The sequence below is a fragment of the Streptomyces inhibens genome (genome assembly GCF_003389455.1).
In the GTDB taxonomy this organism is placed as follows: Bacteria; Actinomycetota; Actinomycetes; order Streptomycetales; family Streptomycetaceae; genus Streptomyces; species Streptomyces inhibens.
The window spans coordinates 1-16,637 of sequence record NZ_QUAC01000447.1 but is presented as its reverse complement, the minus strand read 5'-3'; the positions used below and the strand labels follow the sequence as shown (position 1 = coordinate 16,637).

Here is a 16,637-nt window from a genome sequence, read left to right as displayed (position 1 = left end):
GGTCGCCAACATCACCGCCGCGGCCAACTACGCGGCCCACCGCTACGGCTCGATCGACAACGTCAACTCGGCCTACTGAGCCGACGGAGCCGAGAGCCGTCGCCGGCACACAGCGGCCGGCCCAGCCGGACAAGGCCATGGGTATGACGGACAACACGGACGAGCCGACAGGCTCGGTATGAGGCAGCTTGCGAAGCGGCGGAATGGCGCGTTCGCCGCTGCGCGGTTGAGCGGGTCCCGGCAGTGCCGGGGCCCGCTTTGCTCTGTCCTGGGGGCGCGATGGCACGGGGGATCCCGGGGCACGAAGGCCCGGAGTGCGGGGGCCGCAGTCCGGAGCGGGCCACGCAGGCCCGGATCGGGGGGGCGTGGGCGACCGTTCCTGACCGCCAGACGGGTGAGATGCGGGGCCGGTCGGCGGACTGACGGCCTGTTGGGTCATAGAGTCAGGCGGTTCTGCGTATAAGTCTCTTATCGGCAGAATTCTGCTCAAATGATGCCGAACCTGACTCAACCGAAGGCCTTCGGAGGCATGCGATGCCCTTGCGCAGATCCGGTCCGGCCCGCCGTACAGTCCCCATTGCGGCCGGAACTCTCGTTTCTCTTCTCTCCGTGCTCGCTCTGCCCCTCGCGCTGCCGGGCTCCGCCACGGCGTCGGATGCCGGGAAGAGACCCGCCCACCCCGAGCAGGACTGGATGGGTTCCACCATCGCCGCCCATGAGGGCGGCGACCGGGCCGGTGGTTCCGAGCCACGGGCGTCGTGGTCCCGAAGGGGCGTGGCCGGCGTCGATGTCTCCAGCCACAACGGCAATGTCCGCTGGCAGTCGCTGCGCAAGAAGGGGGTGCGTTTCGCGTACGTCAAGGCCACCGAGGGGACCAGTTACACCAACCCGTACTTCGCTCAGCAGTACAGGGGTTCCTACAGCTCCGGCATGATCCATGGCGCGTACCACTTCGCCCTGCCCGACCACTCCAGCGGCAGCTCACAGGCGAGGTACTTCGCCGACCACGGCGGTGACTGGTCCAGGGACGGCAAGACGCTGCCGGGCGCGCTCGACATGGAGTACAACCCCTACGGGGCGACCTGCTACGGCAAGAGCCACCGGGGGATGGTCAGCTGGATCCACGATTTCGTCCGGACCTACCGGGAGGAGACCGGCCGCGACGCGGTCATCTACACCTCGACCAACTGGTGGAAGCAGTGCACCGGCAACTCCGGCAAGTTCGGCCGGACGAACCCGCTGTGGATCCCGCGCTACGGCTCCTCGGTCGGCTCGCTGCCGGCCGGCTGGCGCTACCACAGCATCTGGCAGCACACCTCCTCGGGCCACACGGTCGGCGACCACAACCGTTTCAACGGCTCGTTCTCCCGCCTCAAGGTCCTCGCCAACGGGCACTGATCCCGCTCCCGTCCCCCGTACCCGGCCGGTCCCCGGCGCCGCAGCAGGCGCTGGGGACCGGCCCTTGTTCCGCCCTCTTCCGGCCCGGCCGCGCCGACGCCCGGACTTCACTATCGACAACTCCGCCCGGAAAAATGGGAATTCGCGCCGCGGTACAACCATCCGCCGTCGGGCGTTGTCCAACACTGCGAAATGACCACGCGACGCACACCACCCGACGGGGGTATTCCCATGAAGCGTTCACGTGCCATCGCAGGATCCGCAGTGCTGGCCGTGGCAGGTCTCGCCACGATGGCTACGGCCACCACCGCTTCCGCCGCTCCGACAGCCGCCGCGTACAACGGGGCCTGCGGCAGCGGATACAGCGTAGTGAATTCCGTACCGGTCACCGGAAAGGGGACCGTGTACCTGACGTACAGCGCAAGGACCGGAAAGAACTGTGTCGTGACGGTACGGAACAGCCCGGGTAAGCCCGTGTACATGTACACCTATCTCACGGCGACCGACGGCAGTTCCGAATGGGTTTACGACAGCGGTGATTACACCACCTACGCCGGTCCGGTGTATCTGCCCGCGAAGGGCCGGTGTGTGGACTGGGGCGGCTCGATCGAGTCGGTCAGCGTCAGCGTTTCCGGCTCCAACTGCGGCCGGATGGCGGCCGGGGTCGTGACACACCACTGAGTGGTCGTGACACACCACTGAGTGCCGGACGACGGCGGGTTCCCGGGCAGCGCGCGCCCGGGGATCCGCCGCCGGCGCGCCGGGGCCCGGCCGCGGGACCTGAACCCGCCGTCCCCGCAAGGCTCTTGACTGGCGATGACCGCAGCCCCGAGGGTGTTGCGGTCAGCCACTCACGATCTTCGGAGGGTTCGCGTGACGCAGCGCAGATCCCGGTCCGCCGTCGCCGCCGTCGCGGCGGGGCTATTGGTACTGGGCGCCGCCACCTCGGCACAGGCCGCTCCGACAACGTTGTCAGGCCGCCATCGTCCGGCCCCGGTCGGCGCGGCGTCGCTGGTCGGAGACCCGACGGGGTATGTCGACCCGCTCATCGGCACCGGCAAGGGCGGCGCGACGGTCGGCGAGATCAACAACTTCCCCGGCGCCGCCGCCCCGTTCGGGATGATGCAGTTCTCCCCCGACACCAAGGACTCCTACGCGGGCTACCAGTACCACAGCGACCGGATCCGGGGCTTCAGCCTGGACCATGCCTCGGTCGGCTGCAGCGCATTCGGCGATGTGCCGATCCTGCCGGTGACCGGAGCGGTCGGCGAGGCACCGTGGGACCGTACGGAGCGCTTCTCGCACGACGAGGAGCGGGCCGAGCCCGGGTACTACGCCGTGACGCTCAAGGACTCCGGCGTACGGGCCGAACTGACCGCCGGCACCCGTACCGGCCTGGCCGCCTTTGCCTACCCGGCGGGCAGCGAGGCAAAGGTCCTGGTCAAGGGCGGTGCGAGCTTCGCCGGCAACAAGAAGGCGGAGCTGAAGGTGGTGGGCGACCGGCAGCTGGTCGGGTCCGCGACCACCGGCAACTTCTGCGGCAAGGGCAACACGTACACCCTGCACTACGCGATCACCTTCGACCGGCCGTTCACCGCGCACGGAACCTGGGACGGGAAGACCGTCACCCCGGGCGGTGACGCCGTGCACGCGCCCAGGGCCGGGGCGTATCTGTCCTTCGGCACCGGCGGCGGAGAAGCCGAGCGCACGGTGCGCGCAAAGGTCTCGATGTCGTACGTGGATGTTCCGGGCGCCGAGGCCAATATGCGGGCGGAGGTGCCCGGTTGGGACCTGGCGGCGCTGCGGCAGCAGATCCGGGAGCGCTGGCGAGCGGCGCTCGGCAGCATCCGGGTGGCGGGCCGGGACGAGGGAGAGCTGAAGACCTTCTACACCGCGCTCTACCACTCGCTGATGCATCCCAACACCTTCAACGACGCCGACGGGCGCTATATCGGCTTCGACGACCGGATCCGCACCCTGCCCCGGGGGCACACCCAGTACGCGAATTTCTCCGACTGGGACACCTACCGGACGCTGGCCCCGCTGCATGCGCTGCTCTTCCCCGACCGGGCGAGCGATATGGCGCAGTCGCTGGTCAACGACGCGGAGCAGGGCGGATGGTGGCCGCGCTGGCCGATGGCCAACGGCTATACGGGGCAGATGACCGGCGACAACTCCGTTCCGCTGATCGCCAATCTGCATGCCTTCGGAGCGACCGGCTTCGACCTCAGGACGGCGCTGAAGTACCTGGTCAAGGGCGCCACGACGGTCGACGACCGGCCGGGCGCCTATAAGGAGCGGCCGGACATCGCCCAGTACGTCCGGCGCGGCTATGCCCCGAACAACGATGCCTCCCGCGGTGACCACCAGCGGGTCGGCGGGTCGGTGACCCTGGAATGGGCCATCGACGACTTCGCCATCGGGCAGCTCGCCCAGGCCGCCGGCGACCGGGAGACGGCACGCGCCTTCGCCCGGCGCGGCCAGAACTGGCAGAACATCCTCAACCCCGCCACCGGCTACCTCCAGCCGCGCGGCGAGGACGGCCGCTTCCCCGACGGGCCCGGGTTCGTCCCGCCGCCCGAGGGCAAGTTCGGCCAGGACGGCTTCGACGAGGGCAACGCCGCCCAGTACAACTGGCTGGTACCGCAGAACACCGCCGGTCTGATCGCGGCGATGGGCGGGCGGGCCGCGGCCGCCGAGCGGCTGGACGCGTTCTTCGCGGGCGATCTCAACTCCGGTCCCAACAAGCCCACGATGTGGGCGGGCAACGAGGTCAACTTCGGTGTCCCGTGGGTCTACAACCATCTGCGGCAGCCGTGGAAGTCCCAGCAGACCGTACGGAAGATCGCCACCACGCTGTTCACGCCGACCCCGGACGGACAGCCCGGCAATGACGACCTCGGGGCGATGTCCTCCTGGTATGTGTGGGCGGCGCTCGGGCTGTATCCGTCGGCGCCGGGCACCGCCGATCTCACCGTGCACAGCCCGCTGTTCGCGCGTGCGGTGCTGGATCTGCCCGGCAGCCGCGACCTGGACATCCGCGCTCCGCAGGCGTCCGCGGGCACGCCGTACGTCCATGATCTGCGGCTCGACGGGCGCAGCTGGGAGAAGACGGCGCTGCCCCGGGACATCATCCGCACCGGCGGCCGGCTGGACTTCACGCTCTCGGACCGGCCGGACACCACCTGGGCCACCTCGGCGGGTTCGGCTCCGCGCTCCTACCGGGACGGCGAGCACGCCTTCCTGGCCGGCGCCACGCCCAACCAGGTCACCGTCGCACCGGGCGGCGGGCCCGGCCGGCTGACCGTCGACGCCCAGCGGCTCGGCGGCCATGACCGCACGCTGAGCGTGTCCACCGATGCGCCGAAGGGGCTCACGGTGTCGCCCCGGCACGGTGGACTGCGGCTGGACAAGGGAACCGGCTCGGGGCGGCTGCGGCTGGCCGTCACCGCGGACCCGCACACCCCGGAGGGCTACTACGAGGTGCCGGTGACCGTCACGGGCGGCCCCGGCGGCCGGCCCGTACGCGCCTCGGTGATCGTCCTGGTCGCTGCCCCGAACAGCCTGCCCGCCGCATACGACAACGCGGGCGCGTCCTACGACTCGGACCGGCGGCAGGCCGATTTCGACGGCCGGGGCAACAGCTATTCACGGCAGGCGCTGGCGGCGGTCGGGCTCATGGACGGGGCCCGGATCGAGGTCGCCGGCACGTCGTTCATCTGGCCCGGCTCGCCGCCCGGCCGGGACAACAACGCGGTGGCGGCGGGCCGGCGGCTCGATCTGGGCGTGCGGGCGGCGCACAGCGACCGGCTGACGTTCATCGGCGCCTCCGCGCACGGCGACCGCCGGGGCACCGCCACGGTGACCTTCACCGACGGGTCCACCGCGTCGGCCGCTCTCTCGTTCGGCGACTGGCGGACGGCGGGAGACGGGGCGGGCGGCGGTCCGGTCTTCGGCAACACGGTGGTGGCGCGGAGCGCGTACAGCAACGAGGACGCGGGCCGGGGCCCGGCGGCCTCGGTCTTCGCCACCGAGCCGTTCGAGGTGCCGGCGGGCAAACGGATCGCGTCGGTGATGCTGCCGGATGACGCGGCGCTGCATGTGTTCGCGGTGGGGTTGTCGTGAGGGGTGTCGCGTCGTGTCGTGACGGGTGTCATCGGGGGTGTCGTGCGCCCGCTGTCCGCCCCCTCCCGTTCCGGGCACCCCGGTCGTCAGCCCATGCCGAGCGCCCGGAGCGCGGACCGCGCCGCGTTGTGGCCGCTCATGCCGTGGGCGCCGGCGCCCGGTGGGGTCGACGCCGAACACAGGAAGACGCCGGGGACGCCCGTGCTGTACGGGTCGAGGGCGATACGGGGGCGCATCGTCAGCCGTAGCGGGGTGTTGGCGCCGCCGATGATGTCGCCGCCGATGAGGTTGGCATTGCCGCGTTCGAGGTCGGCGGTCGAGGTGGCGGTGAGGGCGACGACGCGCTCGCGGGTGCCTGGCGCGAAGCGCTCGAACTGGGCCAGCATCGCAGCGGTGGCGTCGCCGGTGTAGCCGTGCGGCACATGTGCGTACGCGGAGACGGGGTGGATGTCACCCGCCGAGCGGCCGGGGTCGGCGAGGTACTGCTGGGAGACCAGGAGGAACGGCCGCTCCGGCATCCGCCCGTGGTACGCCTCCCGCTCCGCGTACACGATCTGCTCGAAGCTGCCGCCGAGGTGCACGGTCCCGGCCCGTCGGCAGGCCTCGGCGCGCCAGGGCACCCCGCCTTCGACCGCCAGATCGAGCTTGAACGCGCCGGGGGCGGGCCGGTAGCGGGTGTAGGCGCGGCGTACCCGGGACGGCATCCGGTCGCCGAGCAGATTTGCCGCGGCGGCCGGCGACAGATCGAGCAACACCGTTGCGGCGGGCGGGAGTTGGTCGAGGGAGCGGATCGGTACGCCGGTCTCGATCCGGCCGCCGGCCTCGATGAGCAGTGCGGCGAGCGCGTCGGCGATGGCGCGGGAGCCGCCCTTGGCCACCGGCCAGCCGTACCGGTGCCCGGCCGCGATGATCATGACTCCTACGGCCGCGCCGGCCGGCTGGTTCAGCGGTCCGAAGAGATGGGCCGCCACGCCGCCGAAGAGGCCGCGTCCGGCTTCCGTGCGGAAGCGCCGGGCGACCAGGGTGGCGGGCTGAAGGGCGTGCAGGCCGAAGCGGGCGAGGCGGAACGGGTGCCGGGGCACCTTGACCAGCGGCCGCATGACCTCGTCGGTCAGCACTTCGGCGTCGGCGGCCAGCGGTCCGAACAGCCGTCGCCAGGCGGGCCCGTCGGCGCCGAGCCCCTCGGCCGTGCGCTCGACCGAGCGGTAGAGCGCCCCGGCGGCCCCGGAGTCCACCGGATGCGCCAGATCGATCTCGGGCCAGCACCACTCCAGCCCGTGGGCCGCGAGATCCAGCGTGCGCAGATACGGGGAGCCGGCGCCCATCACATGCGTCGAGGAGCAGTGGTCGAACAGCACGCCCGGCACGGACAGCTCGCCGCTGCGGACGCCGCCGCCGATCTCGTCGGCCGCCTCGAACACCGTCACCCGTAGCCCCCTGCGGGCCAGTGTGACCGCCGCCGCCAGACCGTTCGGCCCGGCGCCCACCACCACTGCTTCATCGCGCCCGCGCCGGGCTTGTTTCGTCATGGCTCCAGCATGCCAAGGCTCCGGAAATCCGGTGGCGCAGGGGGTGTGTGACGCCCCCTAATGGGCGTCGTTCTCCCGAGCATCCGTCCCGCGCTACGGATCGCGGCGGATCTCCGACCGAGGAGGAAGCATGCACTCCCGTCTCTCCACAGCAGGTGCGAAACCGGGTGCCGAACCGGGTCCGGGGGGCGAGGACCGGCCGGCCTCGGAATCCGAGCAGTTACTGTTCGGCGGCCGGCTGCGCGATGACCACGCCTGGTCGCGGCATGACGGCGCATTCGTCGAACTCGGTCTGTGGGCCATGGTGGTGCGACTGCCGCATCTCCTTGCGCTGACCGCGCGGCTGGCGCACCGGGCCGATGCCCGTGCGCTGCGGATGGTGGTCGGCGCGGAGACCGGCCGGGGCGTGATGCAGGCCGTGGCCATGGTGAACATCAACGGTGTGCTGGCGGCGCTGCTCGGTACGGGGGCGACCACCGAGCGGCTGCGCAGCGCCGTACCCGCGCTGCTCACCGTGGGTCTGGTCGCGATCGTCGGCACGGTGTTGAAGTCCGTGTCCACGATGGGGACGGGGCGGCTGGAGCCGAAGGTCGAGCGGGTGGCGACGGAGCTGTATCTGGAGGCCGCGCAGAAGGTGGAGATGGCCGCGGTCGAGGACGCGGAGTTCCACAAGCGCCTGGAGAGCGCCCGGTTCGGGGCGTCGGCGGCGCGCCGGATGGTCCAGTACAGCGCCTCGGTGATCACTGCGCTGCTGTCGCTGATCGCCGCGCTCGGTGTGCTGACGGCACTGCATCCGGCGCTGCTCCCGCTGATCGTCGTCATGACGCTGCCCAGCGCCTGGGCCGCGCTGTCGGTCGCCCGCCGGCACTACCACTCGCACACCGCCTGGATGCAACACGCCCGCGCCGGGCGGCTGTTGAGCGATCTGCTGACGTCCGCGCAGGCCGCCGCCGAGATCCGGGTGCATGGCATCGGCGGCTTTCTGCTGCGGCACTTCCGGCTGATGGCCGAGGACTCCGAGCTGGAGCAGACCCGGCTGGCGCGGCTCGCCGCCCGTACCGGTCTGATCGCGGCGCTGTGGACCGGGGCCGCGACGCTGGCCACCTTCGGGACGCTGGGGTGGCTGCTGTGGAGCGGCGCCATGGCGCTGTCGGTGGGCGGGACCGCGGTGATCGCCATCCGTACGGGATCCGGCGCGCTGGACAGCCTGGTGCGGCAGATCAACTATCTGCACGAGGAGGCCCTGTTCGTCGGCGATCTCGAACATGTGCAGACCGAGGCGGTGGCGCGGGCGATCCCGGTCGAGGGGCGGGCACTGCCGGAGCGGCTGGACGAGATCCGCTTCGAGAACGTCACCTTCACCTACCCCGGCGCCCACTCCCCCGCGCTGCGCGAGCTGGACCTGGCCGTCCCGGCCGGGAAGATCGTGGCACTGGTGGGCAGCAACGGCTCGGGAAAGACCACGGCGGTCAAGCTGCTGTCCGGGCTCTACCTCCCCGACGAGGGGCGGGTCCTGGTGGGCGGCGTACCCACCGCTGTCGTCGACAGGAATGCGCTGTTCTCCCGTGTCTCCACCGTCGGGCAGGACTACTTCCGCTGGCCGTTCACGGCACGCGCGAATATCGCCATCGGGCGGGCGGACGCGCCGCTGACGGATGCCCGGCTGGACGGTGCGGTGCGCTACGCGGACGCCCAGGGCGTGATCCGTGAGATGCCGCGCGGGCTGGACACGCTGCTCGCCCGTGGCTACAAGGACGGCCACAATCTGTCCGGCGGGCAGTGGCAGAAGCTGGCCATCGCCCGTGCGCGCTACCGGGACGGCGAGATCCTCGTGGTCGACGAGCCCACCGCGGCGCTGGACGCGGAGGCCGAGCAGGAGGTGTTCAGCAAGATCCGTCATCTCGCCGCCGACGGCCAGACGATCGTCCTGATCACCCACCGGCTCCATTCGGTCCGGCACGCCGATCTCATCTGCCTCATGGAGCACGGCCGGATCGTCGAACGCGGCACCTTCCAGGAACTGATGGCGCCGACCGCCCCGGGCGGCTTCCGCGCCATGTACGAACTCCAGCGCAGCCAGTTCCAGCCGGAGCCGGACCGGCCGCCGCTGCCCGCCCAGAACGGCCGTGGGGAGGCGGGCGGTGCACGCTAGGGCGCGTCGCGTTCGGCCGCCGCGGCGGCCGCGATGTTGCGGGCCATGCCGCCGAACACCGCGGCGTGGAAGGGCGAGACGCACCACCAGTACGCGTGGCCGGTCAGCCCGTGCGGATGGAACAGGGCCCGCTGGCGGTAGCGCGTACGGCCGAGGGCGTCGCGGCCCACGGTCATCTCCAGCCAGGCCAGGCCGGGGAGCCGCATTTCGGCGCGCAGTCGCAGCAGGCGGCCCGGTTCGACCTCCTCGACGCGCCAGAAGTCGAGCGAGTCACCGACCCGCAGCCGGCCGGCGTCCCGTCGGCCGCGGCGCAGTCCCACGCCGCCGACGAGCCGGTCCAGCCAGCCGCGCACCGCCCACAGGAGCGGGAAGGAGTACCAGCCGTTGTCCCCGCCGATGCCTTCCACCACCCGCCACAGCGCCTCGGGCGAGGCGTCCACGGTCTGTTCGCGCCGGTCGGTGTAGAGACTGCCGCCGGCCCAGTCGGGGTCGGTGGGCAGCGGATCGCTGGGCGCGCCGGGCACCGCGGCGTTGGACCAGCGGGTGCTGACCTCGGCGTCCCGTACGCGGCGCAGCGCCAGTTCCAGCGCGTCGTCGAAGGCGAGGGGGTGGCCGGGCGGGTCCGGGTCGGGGACGTAGCGGGCGATGTCGTGCTCGTGGCAGACGACTTCGTACCGCAGTGAGGCGGCGAGCGGCCGGGCGATGCCCGGCGGCACGGGCGTGACCAGGCCGATCCAGAGGCTGGACAGGCGCGGGGTGAGCATCGGCACGGGGAGGATCACGCGTTCGGGCAGCGCGGCGACCCGCGCATAGCGTTGCATCATGTCGCGGTAGCTGAGGATGTCGGGTCCGCCGAGGTCGAAGGCCCGGCTGACGTCGTCGGGCAGCTGGGCGCAGCCCACGAGCGCGCGCAGCACATCGCGAACGGCGACCGGCTGGATGCGGGTACGGACCCAGCTGGGGGTGACCATGACCGGCAGGCGTTCGGTGAGATAGCGCAGCATCTCGAACGAGGCCGAGCCGGAGCCGATGATGACGGCGGCGCGCAGTACGGCGGTCGGGACGCCGGAAGCCAGCAGGATCCGCCCGACCTCGGTGCGGGAGCGGAGGTGGGGTGACAGGTCCGCTTCGGGGACGCCCTGCGGGGTGAGTCCGCCGAGGTAGACGATCCGGCGTACACCGGCCGCGCGGGCCTGGCGGGCGAAGATCTGGGCGGCCCTGCGGTCGGTGTCCTCGAACCGCCGGCCGCTGCCGAGCGCATGCACCAGGTAGTACGCGACGTCGACGCCGGCCATCGCGGTTCGGACCGCGTCGGGGTCGGTGACATCGCCGCGCAGCACCTCGGTCCGTCCGGCCCAGGGGTGGTCGCGCAGCTTCTCCGGCGTCCTGGCGAGCGCGCGTACGGCGTATCCGGCCGCGAGCAGCTCGGGGACCAGGCGGCCGCCGATATAGCCGGTGGCGCCGGTGACCAGGGCGAGCGGGTGGGACGCCGGCGGGGGCGGCGAGGTGGCTTCGCCGTTGTCGGCCATGAACGCGGCCTCCTCGGGCTCGTGGCAGCACGGGATGAGCCTGCCCGCCCAGTGTGTCACCGGCTCCCCCGCCGGGCATCACGGCGCGGCGTCGGTGCACGTCCTGCGCATGTCCGGCGTCGCCGCAGGTCAGCGCGGAGGGCGCGCTCCGGTGCTCTCCCGTGCCTCCAGATGCGGCAGTTCGCCCTGCACGGTGCGCAGCGGTCCGCCGTCGAGGACGGCGAGGAGTTCCTGGGCGGCGAGCCTGCCGAAGCCGGGGGTGTCACGGACGAGCGCGGTCAGCCGGGGGTGGGTGACCCGGCACAGCGCCGAGTCGTCCCAGGCCACGATCGACAGCGCGCCCGGTACGGGGATTCCGCGCTCGGCGGCGACCGAGGCGCCGGCCACGGCCATCACATCGTTGTCGTAGATGATCGCCGTGGGCGGCGGTGCGGCGTCCAGGATGCGGCGGGTGGCTTCGGCTCCCTCGGCGTCGGAGTAGTCGGTGGTCACGGAGTGGACGTGCCGTTCGTCGAGGCCCCGCAGATCCGCTTCGGTGCGCAGCGAGCGGATCCGGCGTTCGGTGTGGGCGAGGCCGGGCATCCCCGCGACGTGCACGATGCGGCGGTGTCCGAGGCCGTGGAGGTGGTCGAGGACGCGGGCCATGGCCTTGGCGTCGTCGGCCCAGACGGTGGAGAGCAGCGGGGGCGGGTGGGCGGCGGCCGGGTCGGGGGGCGCCGACACCGCCGGCTCGGGGATCGCCGGCTCGGGGATCGCCGGTCCGCCGACGACGACGGCGGGCAGGCCGAGGGAGGCGAGCAGCTCCGGCCGCGGATCCTCGGTACGCGGGTCGACCACCAGGACTCCGTCCACCCGCCGTTCGGCCCACCAGCGGCGGTAGAGCGCGCATTCGGTGTCGAGGTCCTCGACGACCTGGAAGAGCAGCGCGATCTTCCGTGCGGAGAGTACTTCCTGGATGCCGGAGACGAGTTGGAGGAAGAAGGACTCCACGCCCAGGGTCTGCGCGGGGCGGGCGAGCACCAGCCCCATGGCGCCGGCGCGTTCGCCGGACAGTGCCCGGGCGGCGCTGTTGGCCTGCCAGCCGAGCTCCTCGGCGACGCGTCGTACCCGGGCGCGGGTGTCCTGGGAGACGCCCGGCCGGTCGTTGAGCGCGAAGGAGACGGCGCTCTCCGACACGCCGGCCCGGCGGGCGATGTCCTTGATCGTCGGCCGGCGCGCCGGCTTACGGCGGGCGGCCTCACCGGGCGCTGTCATGGCGGGCTCTCCTCGACCTAAACCGCATTAGTGCGCTCCAGTGTGATCAGCGGTGGGTGGCATGTCAAACGCAGCGCGGGCCCCCGGAAGCAGGCTCACCCACCAGCGGTGATCAGGGGAGTTCACCACCGGACGCGCCTGGGTATTGACACCTACTAAAACGCATTAGTACCGTCTGCCGCATCGTCGCCGAAGGACTCACGGAATAGCCGGCAGTCAAGGTGCCCGTACGCCGCCTTTCGACTGCCGGAAATCATCCGCGTACGTCTCCATTTCCCCGCGCGACAATTCAATTGTGTCTGGTCCGAGCAAAGGAGCCCGCCAGTCATGCATATATCCCGCCGAGCAGCCGCCACCACCGCGGCCCTGGTCACCTCGGCGCTTGCCCTGACCGCATGCGGGTCCTCGGGAGGATCCGGCGGATCGGACAGCGCTTCGGGGAAGGTCGAGGGGCAGGTCACCTTCCAGACCTGGAACCTCAAGGCCAATTTCAAGGATTACTTCGAGGGGGTCATCGCGGCCTTCGAGAAGAAATATCCGGACGCCAAGGTCAAGTGGGTGGACCAGCCCGCCGAGGGGTATCCGGAAAAGCTGAGTGCGGACGCCGCCGGAGGCACGCTGCCCGATGTCGTCAATGTGTCGCCGGATCTCGCCTATCCGCTGGCCAAGGCCGGGCTCGCGCTCGACCTGGAAAAGGCCGCCGGGAAATACCGCGGTGAGTATCTCGACGGGGCGTGGCAGAGCCAGCAGATGCCGGGCATGAAGGGCGTCTACGCCTTTCCCTGGTATCTGAACACCGGGCCGATGTTCTACAACAAGGAGCTCTTCAAGAAGGCCGGACTCGATCCGGAGCGGCCGCCGACGACCTACGACCAGCTCTTCAAGGACGCCGTGTCGATGGCGAAGAAGAGCGGGCGGAAGATCGCGATGCTCGCCGGCACCCCGTCGATCGAGGACTTCGGGCGCTATGGCGTACGGCTGATGAACGCGCAGGGCACGGAGTTCACCTTCAACGAGCCCAAGGGCGTCGAGCTGCTGGAGCACTACAAGGAGCTGTATGCGGCCGGGGCGCTGGACTCGCAGGCGCTCACCGCGCAGGCCGAGTCGTCCGGGCGCAAGTTCCAGCAGCAGTCCGTCGCCATGAATCCGGGCAGCGCACTCGATCTGGAGAACTTCAAGAAGGAGGCGCCGAGCCTCTACCGGCATATCGGCATCACGGACGCGGTCAACAACACCGGTAAGGCCAATATGTATGTGCAGGGCCTGATGGTGAATGCGCAGAGCAAGGTGAAGCCGGCGGCGGTGGCGTTCGCGCACTTCGTCACCGACAAGAAGAATCAGATGGCCTTCGCCAAGGAAGTCACGATCTTCCCTAGCACCAAGGGTTCGCTGGACGATCCGTACTTCACCAAGGAGGACGGCACCGATGCGACCCGTGTGCGGGTGGCCTCGGCCAAGTCGCTGAAGACCGCGGTGAATTACACCCCGGTGCTGCTCAGCGACCAGATGAAGACCTTGCTGCGCAATGCGGTGGCCAAGGCCGTACAGGACAAGGAGTCCCCCAAGGCGGCGCTGGACGGTGCGGTCGCCGAGTGCAATCGCCTGCTCAAGACGGGCTGAGGCCGAGGTCGCCATGAAGACCGAAACGACGCCGCGGAGCCGGGGCACAACAACCCTGTCGCGATCCGCCGCTCCCCCGCGCGCCTCGGCGCAGCAACGGGCCCGTGGAATCCGTACGCATCTGCCGTCCAGCCCCTGGCTGTTTCTCGCTTCCGGGCTGCTGATCGTCGCCGCCTTCAGCCTCTATCCGTTCCTGAGCACGGTGGCGCATTCCTTCACCGACGCACGCACCCTCACCGAGGGGCAGTTCGTCGGCGGCGCCAATTACCAGGAGCTGATCCATGACGCGATGTTCTGGACGGGGCTGCGCAACAGCCTGCTCTACGTCCTCGGCGTCGTGCCGCTGCTGGTGCTGCTGCCCCTGCTGCTGGCCATGCTGGTGCAGCGGCACATCCCCGGGATCACCTTCTTCCGGGCCGCGTTCTACACGCCGGTGGTCGCCTCCGTCGTGGTGGTCGGTCTGATCTGGGTGTGGCTGCTGGACGACCGGGGGCTGATCAACGCACTGCTGGAGGGCCTGGGTTTCGGCAAGGTCGGCTTTCTCGGCGATCCCTGGCTGTTGCTGCTCAGCGCGATGGCGGTCACGGTCTGGAAGGGCCTCGGCTACTACATGATCATTTATCTGACGGCGCTGGCCAACGTCCCCAGGGAGCTGCACGAGGCGTGCGCGGTCGACGGTGCGGGGGCGGTGCGCCGCTTTCTGACCGTCACGGTGCCCGCGGTGCGCTCCACGATGGTGCTGGTGGCCGCGCTCTCCTCGGTGAGCGCCTTCAAGGTGTTCTCCGAGGTCTATCTGATGGCCGGTCCGACCGGCGGCCCCGGCGGCGAGGACACCACCTTGGTGATGCTCGTCCAGCAGGTCGGTACCGGCCTCAGCGGCCGGGTCGGCTATGCCTCCGCGCTGTCCGTCGTGGTCTTCGTCATCACGCTCGGGCTGATGCTGCTGGTGCTGCGCGCCAACCGTAAGGAGGACGCATGAGTACCCTCGCCCGGCGGGAGCCCGTCCGGCGGGCGAAGTGGGAGCGTGCCGAGCGGCGGCGGATGCCGTGGTGGCAGCTACTGCTCCGATATCTGCTGCTGCTCGCCGTGCTGGCACTGACCGTCGGGCCGTTCCTGTGGCAGCTGTCCACGTCCCTCAAGGGCGCCGGCGAGGACATCTACCGCTATCCGCCGAGCCTGATTCCGCACGAGCCCACAGGCGCCAACTACGCGGGCGTGGCAAGGATCATCCCGGTCTGGGACTTCGCGCTGAACTCCCTCAAGGTGGCCGCCGCCAATGTGCTCACCAACTGCGCGGGCGCGGCGCTCGCGGGCTACGCACTGGCCCGGATGCGCTTCAAGGGCCGTAAGACCGCACTGGTCGTCTTCATCATGGCGATGCTGGTGCCGGTCGAGAGCATCATGATCGCCCAGTTTGTGACGATGCGGGAGCTGCAGCTCAACAACACCCTGCTCGGTGTGGTGCTGCCCGGCTGCATCGGCGCGATGAATGTGCTGCTGATGCGCAACGCCTTCGCGGGCCTGCCGTACGAGGTCGAGGAGGCCGCGTACGTCGACGGCGCCAACACCTGGCAGCGGTTCGTACGGATCGCGCTGCCGTCGGTGAAGGGCACCCTCGCGGTCGTGGCGATCTTCGCCTTCATGGGGGCCTGGGACGACTTCCTGTGGCCGCTGATCGTGCTGAGCGACCAGTCGAAGTTCACCCTGACCATCGGCCTGAACTTTCTGCACGGCACCTTCGCGGACAATCAGCGGCTGGTCGCGGCCGGCACCGTCATCGCCGTCCTGCCACTGATCGTGCTCTTCGCCTGTCTGCAGCGCTACTTCTTCCGCGGCGTCGGCGAGGGCGCCGTCAAGGGCTGACCCCACCGCACCCGCGCTCCCCCGCTCCCTCACTCACAGGAAGCCCGATGCCCGTGCAGGACACCGCCGCCGCCCCGCTCCGTTTCGGCGCCAACTACACGCCCACCCAAGGCTGGTTCCACCACTGGCTGGACTTCGACCTCGACGCGGTACGCGCCGACCTCGACTCCATCGCCGCGCTCGGCCTGGACCACATCCGGGTCTTCCCGCTCTGGCCGCTCTTCCAGCCCAACCGCACCCTGATCCGGCCGCGCGCCGTGGAACAGCTGGTGCAGCTGGCGGACGCCGCGGCCGAACGCGGTCTGGACGTCAATGTCGACGGGCTGCAGGGCCATCTGTCGAGCTTCGACTTCCTGCCCGCCTGGACGCAGACCTGGCACCGCCGCAATCTCTTCACCGACCCCGAGGTGCTGGCCGGCCAGGAGGAGTATCTGCGGACGCTGGCGGCCGCGCTCGCCGACCGGCCCAACTTCCTCGGGATGACGCTCGGCAACGAGATCAACCAGTTCTCGGACGGCCCGCACCCGGACCCGGACCGCATCACCGACGAGCAGGCCGCGGCCTGGCTGGAGCGGATGCTGGCGGCGTGCGAGCGGGGCGCGCCGGGGCGGATGCATCTGCATGCCGAGTACGACGCCGCCTGGTACCGCGACGGCCATCCGTTCACCCCCGCACAGGCGGCCCGGCTGGGCGCCGTCACGGCCGTGCACTCCTGGGTGTTCAACGGCACCGCGCAGCGGCACGGCCCGACGGGCACCGCGACCGAGCAGCACGCCGCGTATCTCATCGAGCTGTCCAAGGCCTGGGCCGAGGATCCGCACCGCCCGGTGTGGCTCCAGGAGGTCGGCGCCCCCGCGCCGCACATCCCCGAGGAGCGGGCGGCGCACTTCACCGAGGCCACCGTCGCGGGCGCCCTGGACTGCCCGGACCTCTGGGGCATCACCTGGTGGTGTTCGCACGATGTGTCACGGTCGCTCGCGGACTTCCCCGAGCTGGAGTACGGGCTCGGGCTGCTTGCCAACGACCGTACGGTCAAGCCGGCGGGGAAGGCGATCGCGGCGCTGACCGAGCGGTGGCGTGGCCGTGCGCACCGTCCGCCGGTGCGCAGCACCGCGCTGGTCGTCGACGCCGGCGGGGCCGGGCCCGCGCCGCGCCGCTCGGTGTGCG

General features: G+C 70.8%; 11 protein-coding genes and 1 pseudogene. 9 read left to right on the top strand and 3 right to left on the bottom strand.

Annotated elements, in window-relative coordinates; all coding sequences use genetic code 11:
• The 4 genes and pseudogenes from DY245_RS48550 to DY245_RS38635 all read left to right on the top strand — a co-directional run.
• A pseudogene (locus DY245_RS48550) lies at nt 1–79 on the top strand (transglycosylase SLT domain-containing protein); the annotation flags it as partial.
• Between the two features lie 455 nt (nt 80–534).
• Nucleotides 535–1,398 carry a lysozyme gene (locus DY245_RS38645; RefSeq protein WP_128511778.1) on the top strand — a complete coding sequence of 288 codons (864 nt, stop codon included), beginning with the start codon at nt 535–537 and terminating at the stop codon, nt 1,396–1,398.
• A 231-nt stretch (nt 1,399–1,629) separates the two neighbouring features.
• Nucleotides 1,630–2,079, top strand: a complete 450-nt coding sequence (locus DY245_RS38640) for a spore-associated protein A (RefSeq protein WP_397884642.1) — start codon at nt 1,630–1,632, stop codon at nt 2,077–2,079.
• A 192-nt stretch (nt 2,080–2,271) separates the two neighbouring features.
• Complete coding sequence (locus DY245_RS38635) at nt 2,272–5,523, top strand: GH92 family glycosyl hydrolase (protein ID WP_244943526.1); 3,252 nt, start codon at nt 2,272–2,274, stop codon at nt 5,521–5,523.
• 86 nt (nt 5,524–5,609) lie between these two features.
• Here the strand turns inward: DY245_RS38635 and DY245_RS38630 are convergent, their stop codons facing one another.
• Entirely contained in the window at nt 5,610–7,052 is a 1,443-nt protein-coding gene (locus DY245_RS38630) for a phytoene desaturase family protein (RefSeq protein ID WP_128511776.1), read from the bottom strand.
• Nucleotides 7,053–7,182: 130 nt separating this feature from the next.
• Between DY245_RS38630 and DY245_RS38625 the strand changes: the two genes are divergently transcribed.
• On the top strand, nt 7,183–9,204 hold the full coding sequence (locus tag DY245_RS38625; protein ID WP_128511775.1) for an ABC transporter ATP-binding protein: 2,022 nt from the start codon (nt 7,183–7,185) through the stop codon (nt 9,202–9,204).
• On the opposite strand, the gene DY245_RS38620 is transcribed toward DY245_RS38625, so the two are convergent.
• Nucleotides 9,201–10,733, bottom strand: coding sequence for an SDR family oxidoreductase (locus DY245_RS38620; protein WP_128511774.1), 1,533 nt, complete (start codon nt 10,731–10,733; stop codon nt 9,201–9,203). The two genes, DY245_RS38625 and DY245_RS38620, sit on opposite strands and share 4 nt — an antisense overlap.
• A 129-nt stretch (nt 10,734–10,862) precedes the next feature.
• Nucleotides 10,863–11,987, bottom strand: a complete 1,125-nt coding sequence (locus DY245_RS38615) for a LacI family DNA-binding transcriptional regulator (protein WP_128511773.1) — start codon at nt 11,985–11,987, stop codon at nt 10,863–10,865.
• 327 nt (nt 11,988–12,314) lie between these two features.
• Between DY245_RS38615 and DY245_RS38610 the strand changes: the two genes are divergently transcribed.
• The 4 genes from DY245_RS38610 to DY245_RS38595 form a co-directional block, all read left to right on the top strand.
• Complete coding sequence (locus tag DY245_RS38610; protein ID WP_128511772.1) at nt 12,315–13,607, top strand: ABC transporter substrate-binding protein; 1,293 nt, start codon at nt 12,315–12,317, stop codon at nt 13,605–13,607.
• 13 nt (nt 13,608–13,620) lie between these two features.
• Nucleotides 13,621–14,586, top strand: a complete 966-nt coding sequence (locus tag DY245_RS38605; protein ID WP_128511771.1) for a carbohydrate ABC transporter permease — start codon at nt 13,621–13,623, stop codon at nt 14,584–14,586.
• Nucleotides 14,583–15,470 (top strand): carbohydrate ABC transporter permease, encoded by an 888-nt coding sequence (locus DY245_RS38600; RefSeq protein ID WP_128511770.1) that lies wholly within the window; start codon nt 14,583–14,585, stop codon nt 15,468–15,470. The genes DY245_RS38605 and DY245_RS38600 overlap by 4 nt, the downstream gene beginning before the upstream one ends.
• Nucleotides 15,471–15,517: 47 nt before the next feature.
• Nucleotides 15,518–16,637: glycoside hydrolase 5 family protein (locus tag DY245_RS38595; RefSeq protein WP_128511769.1), on the top strand; the 1,120-nt coding region annotated here is incomplete at its 3' end.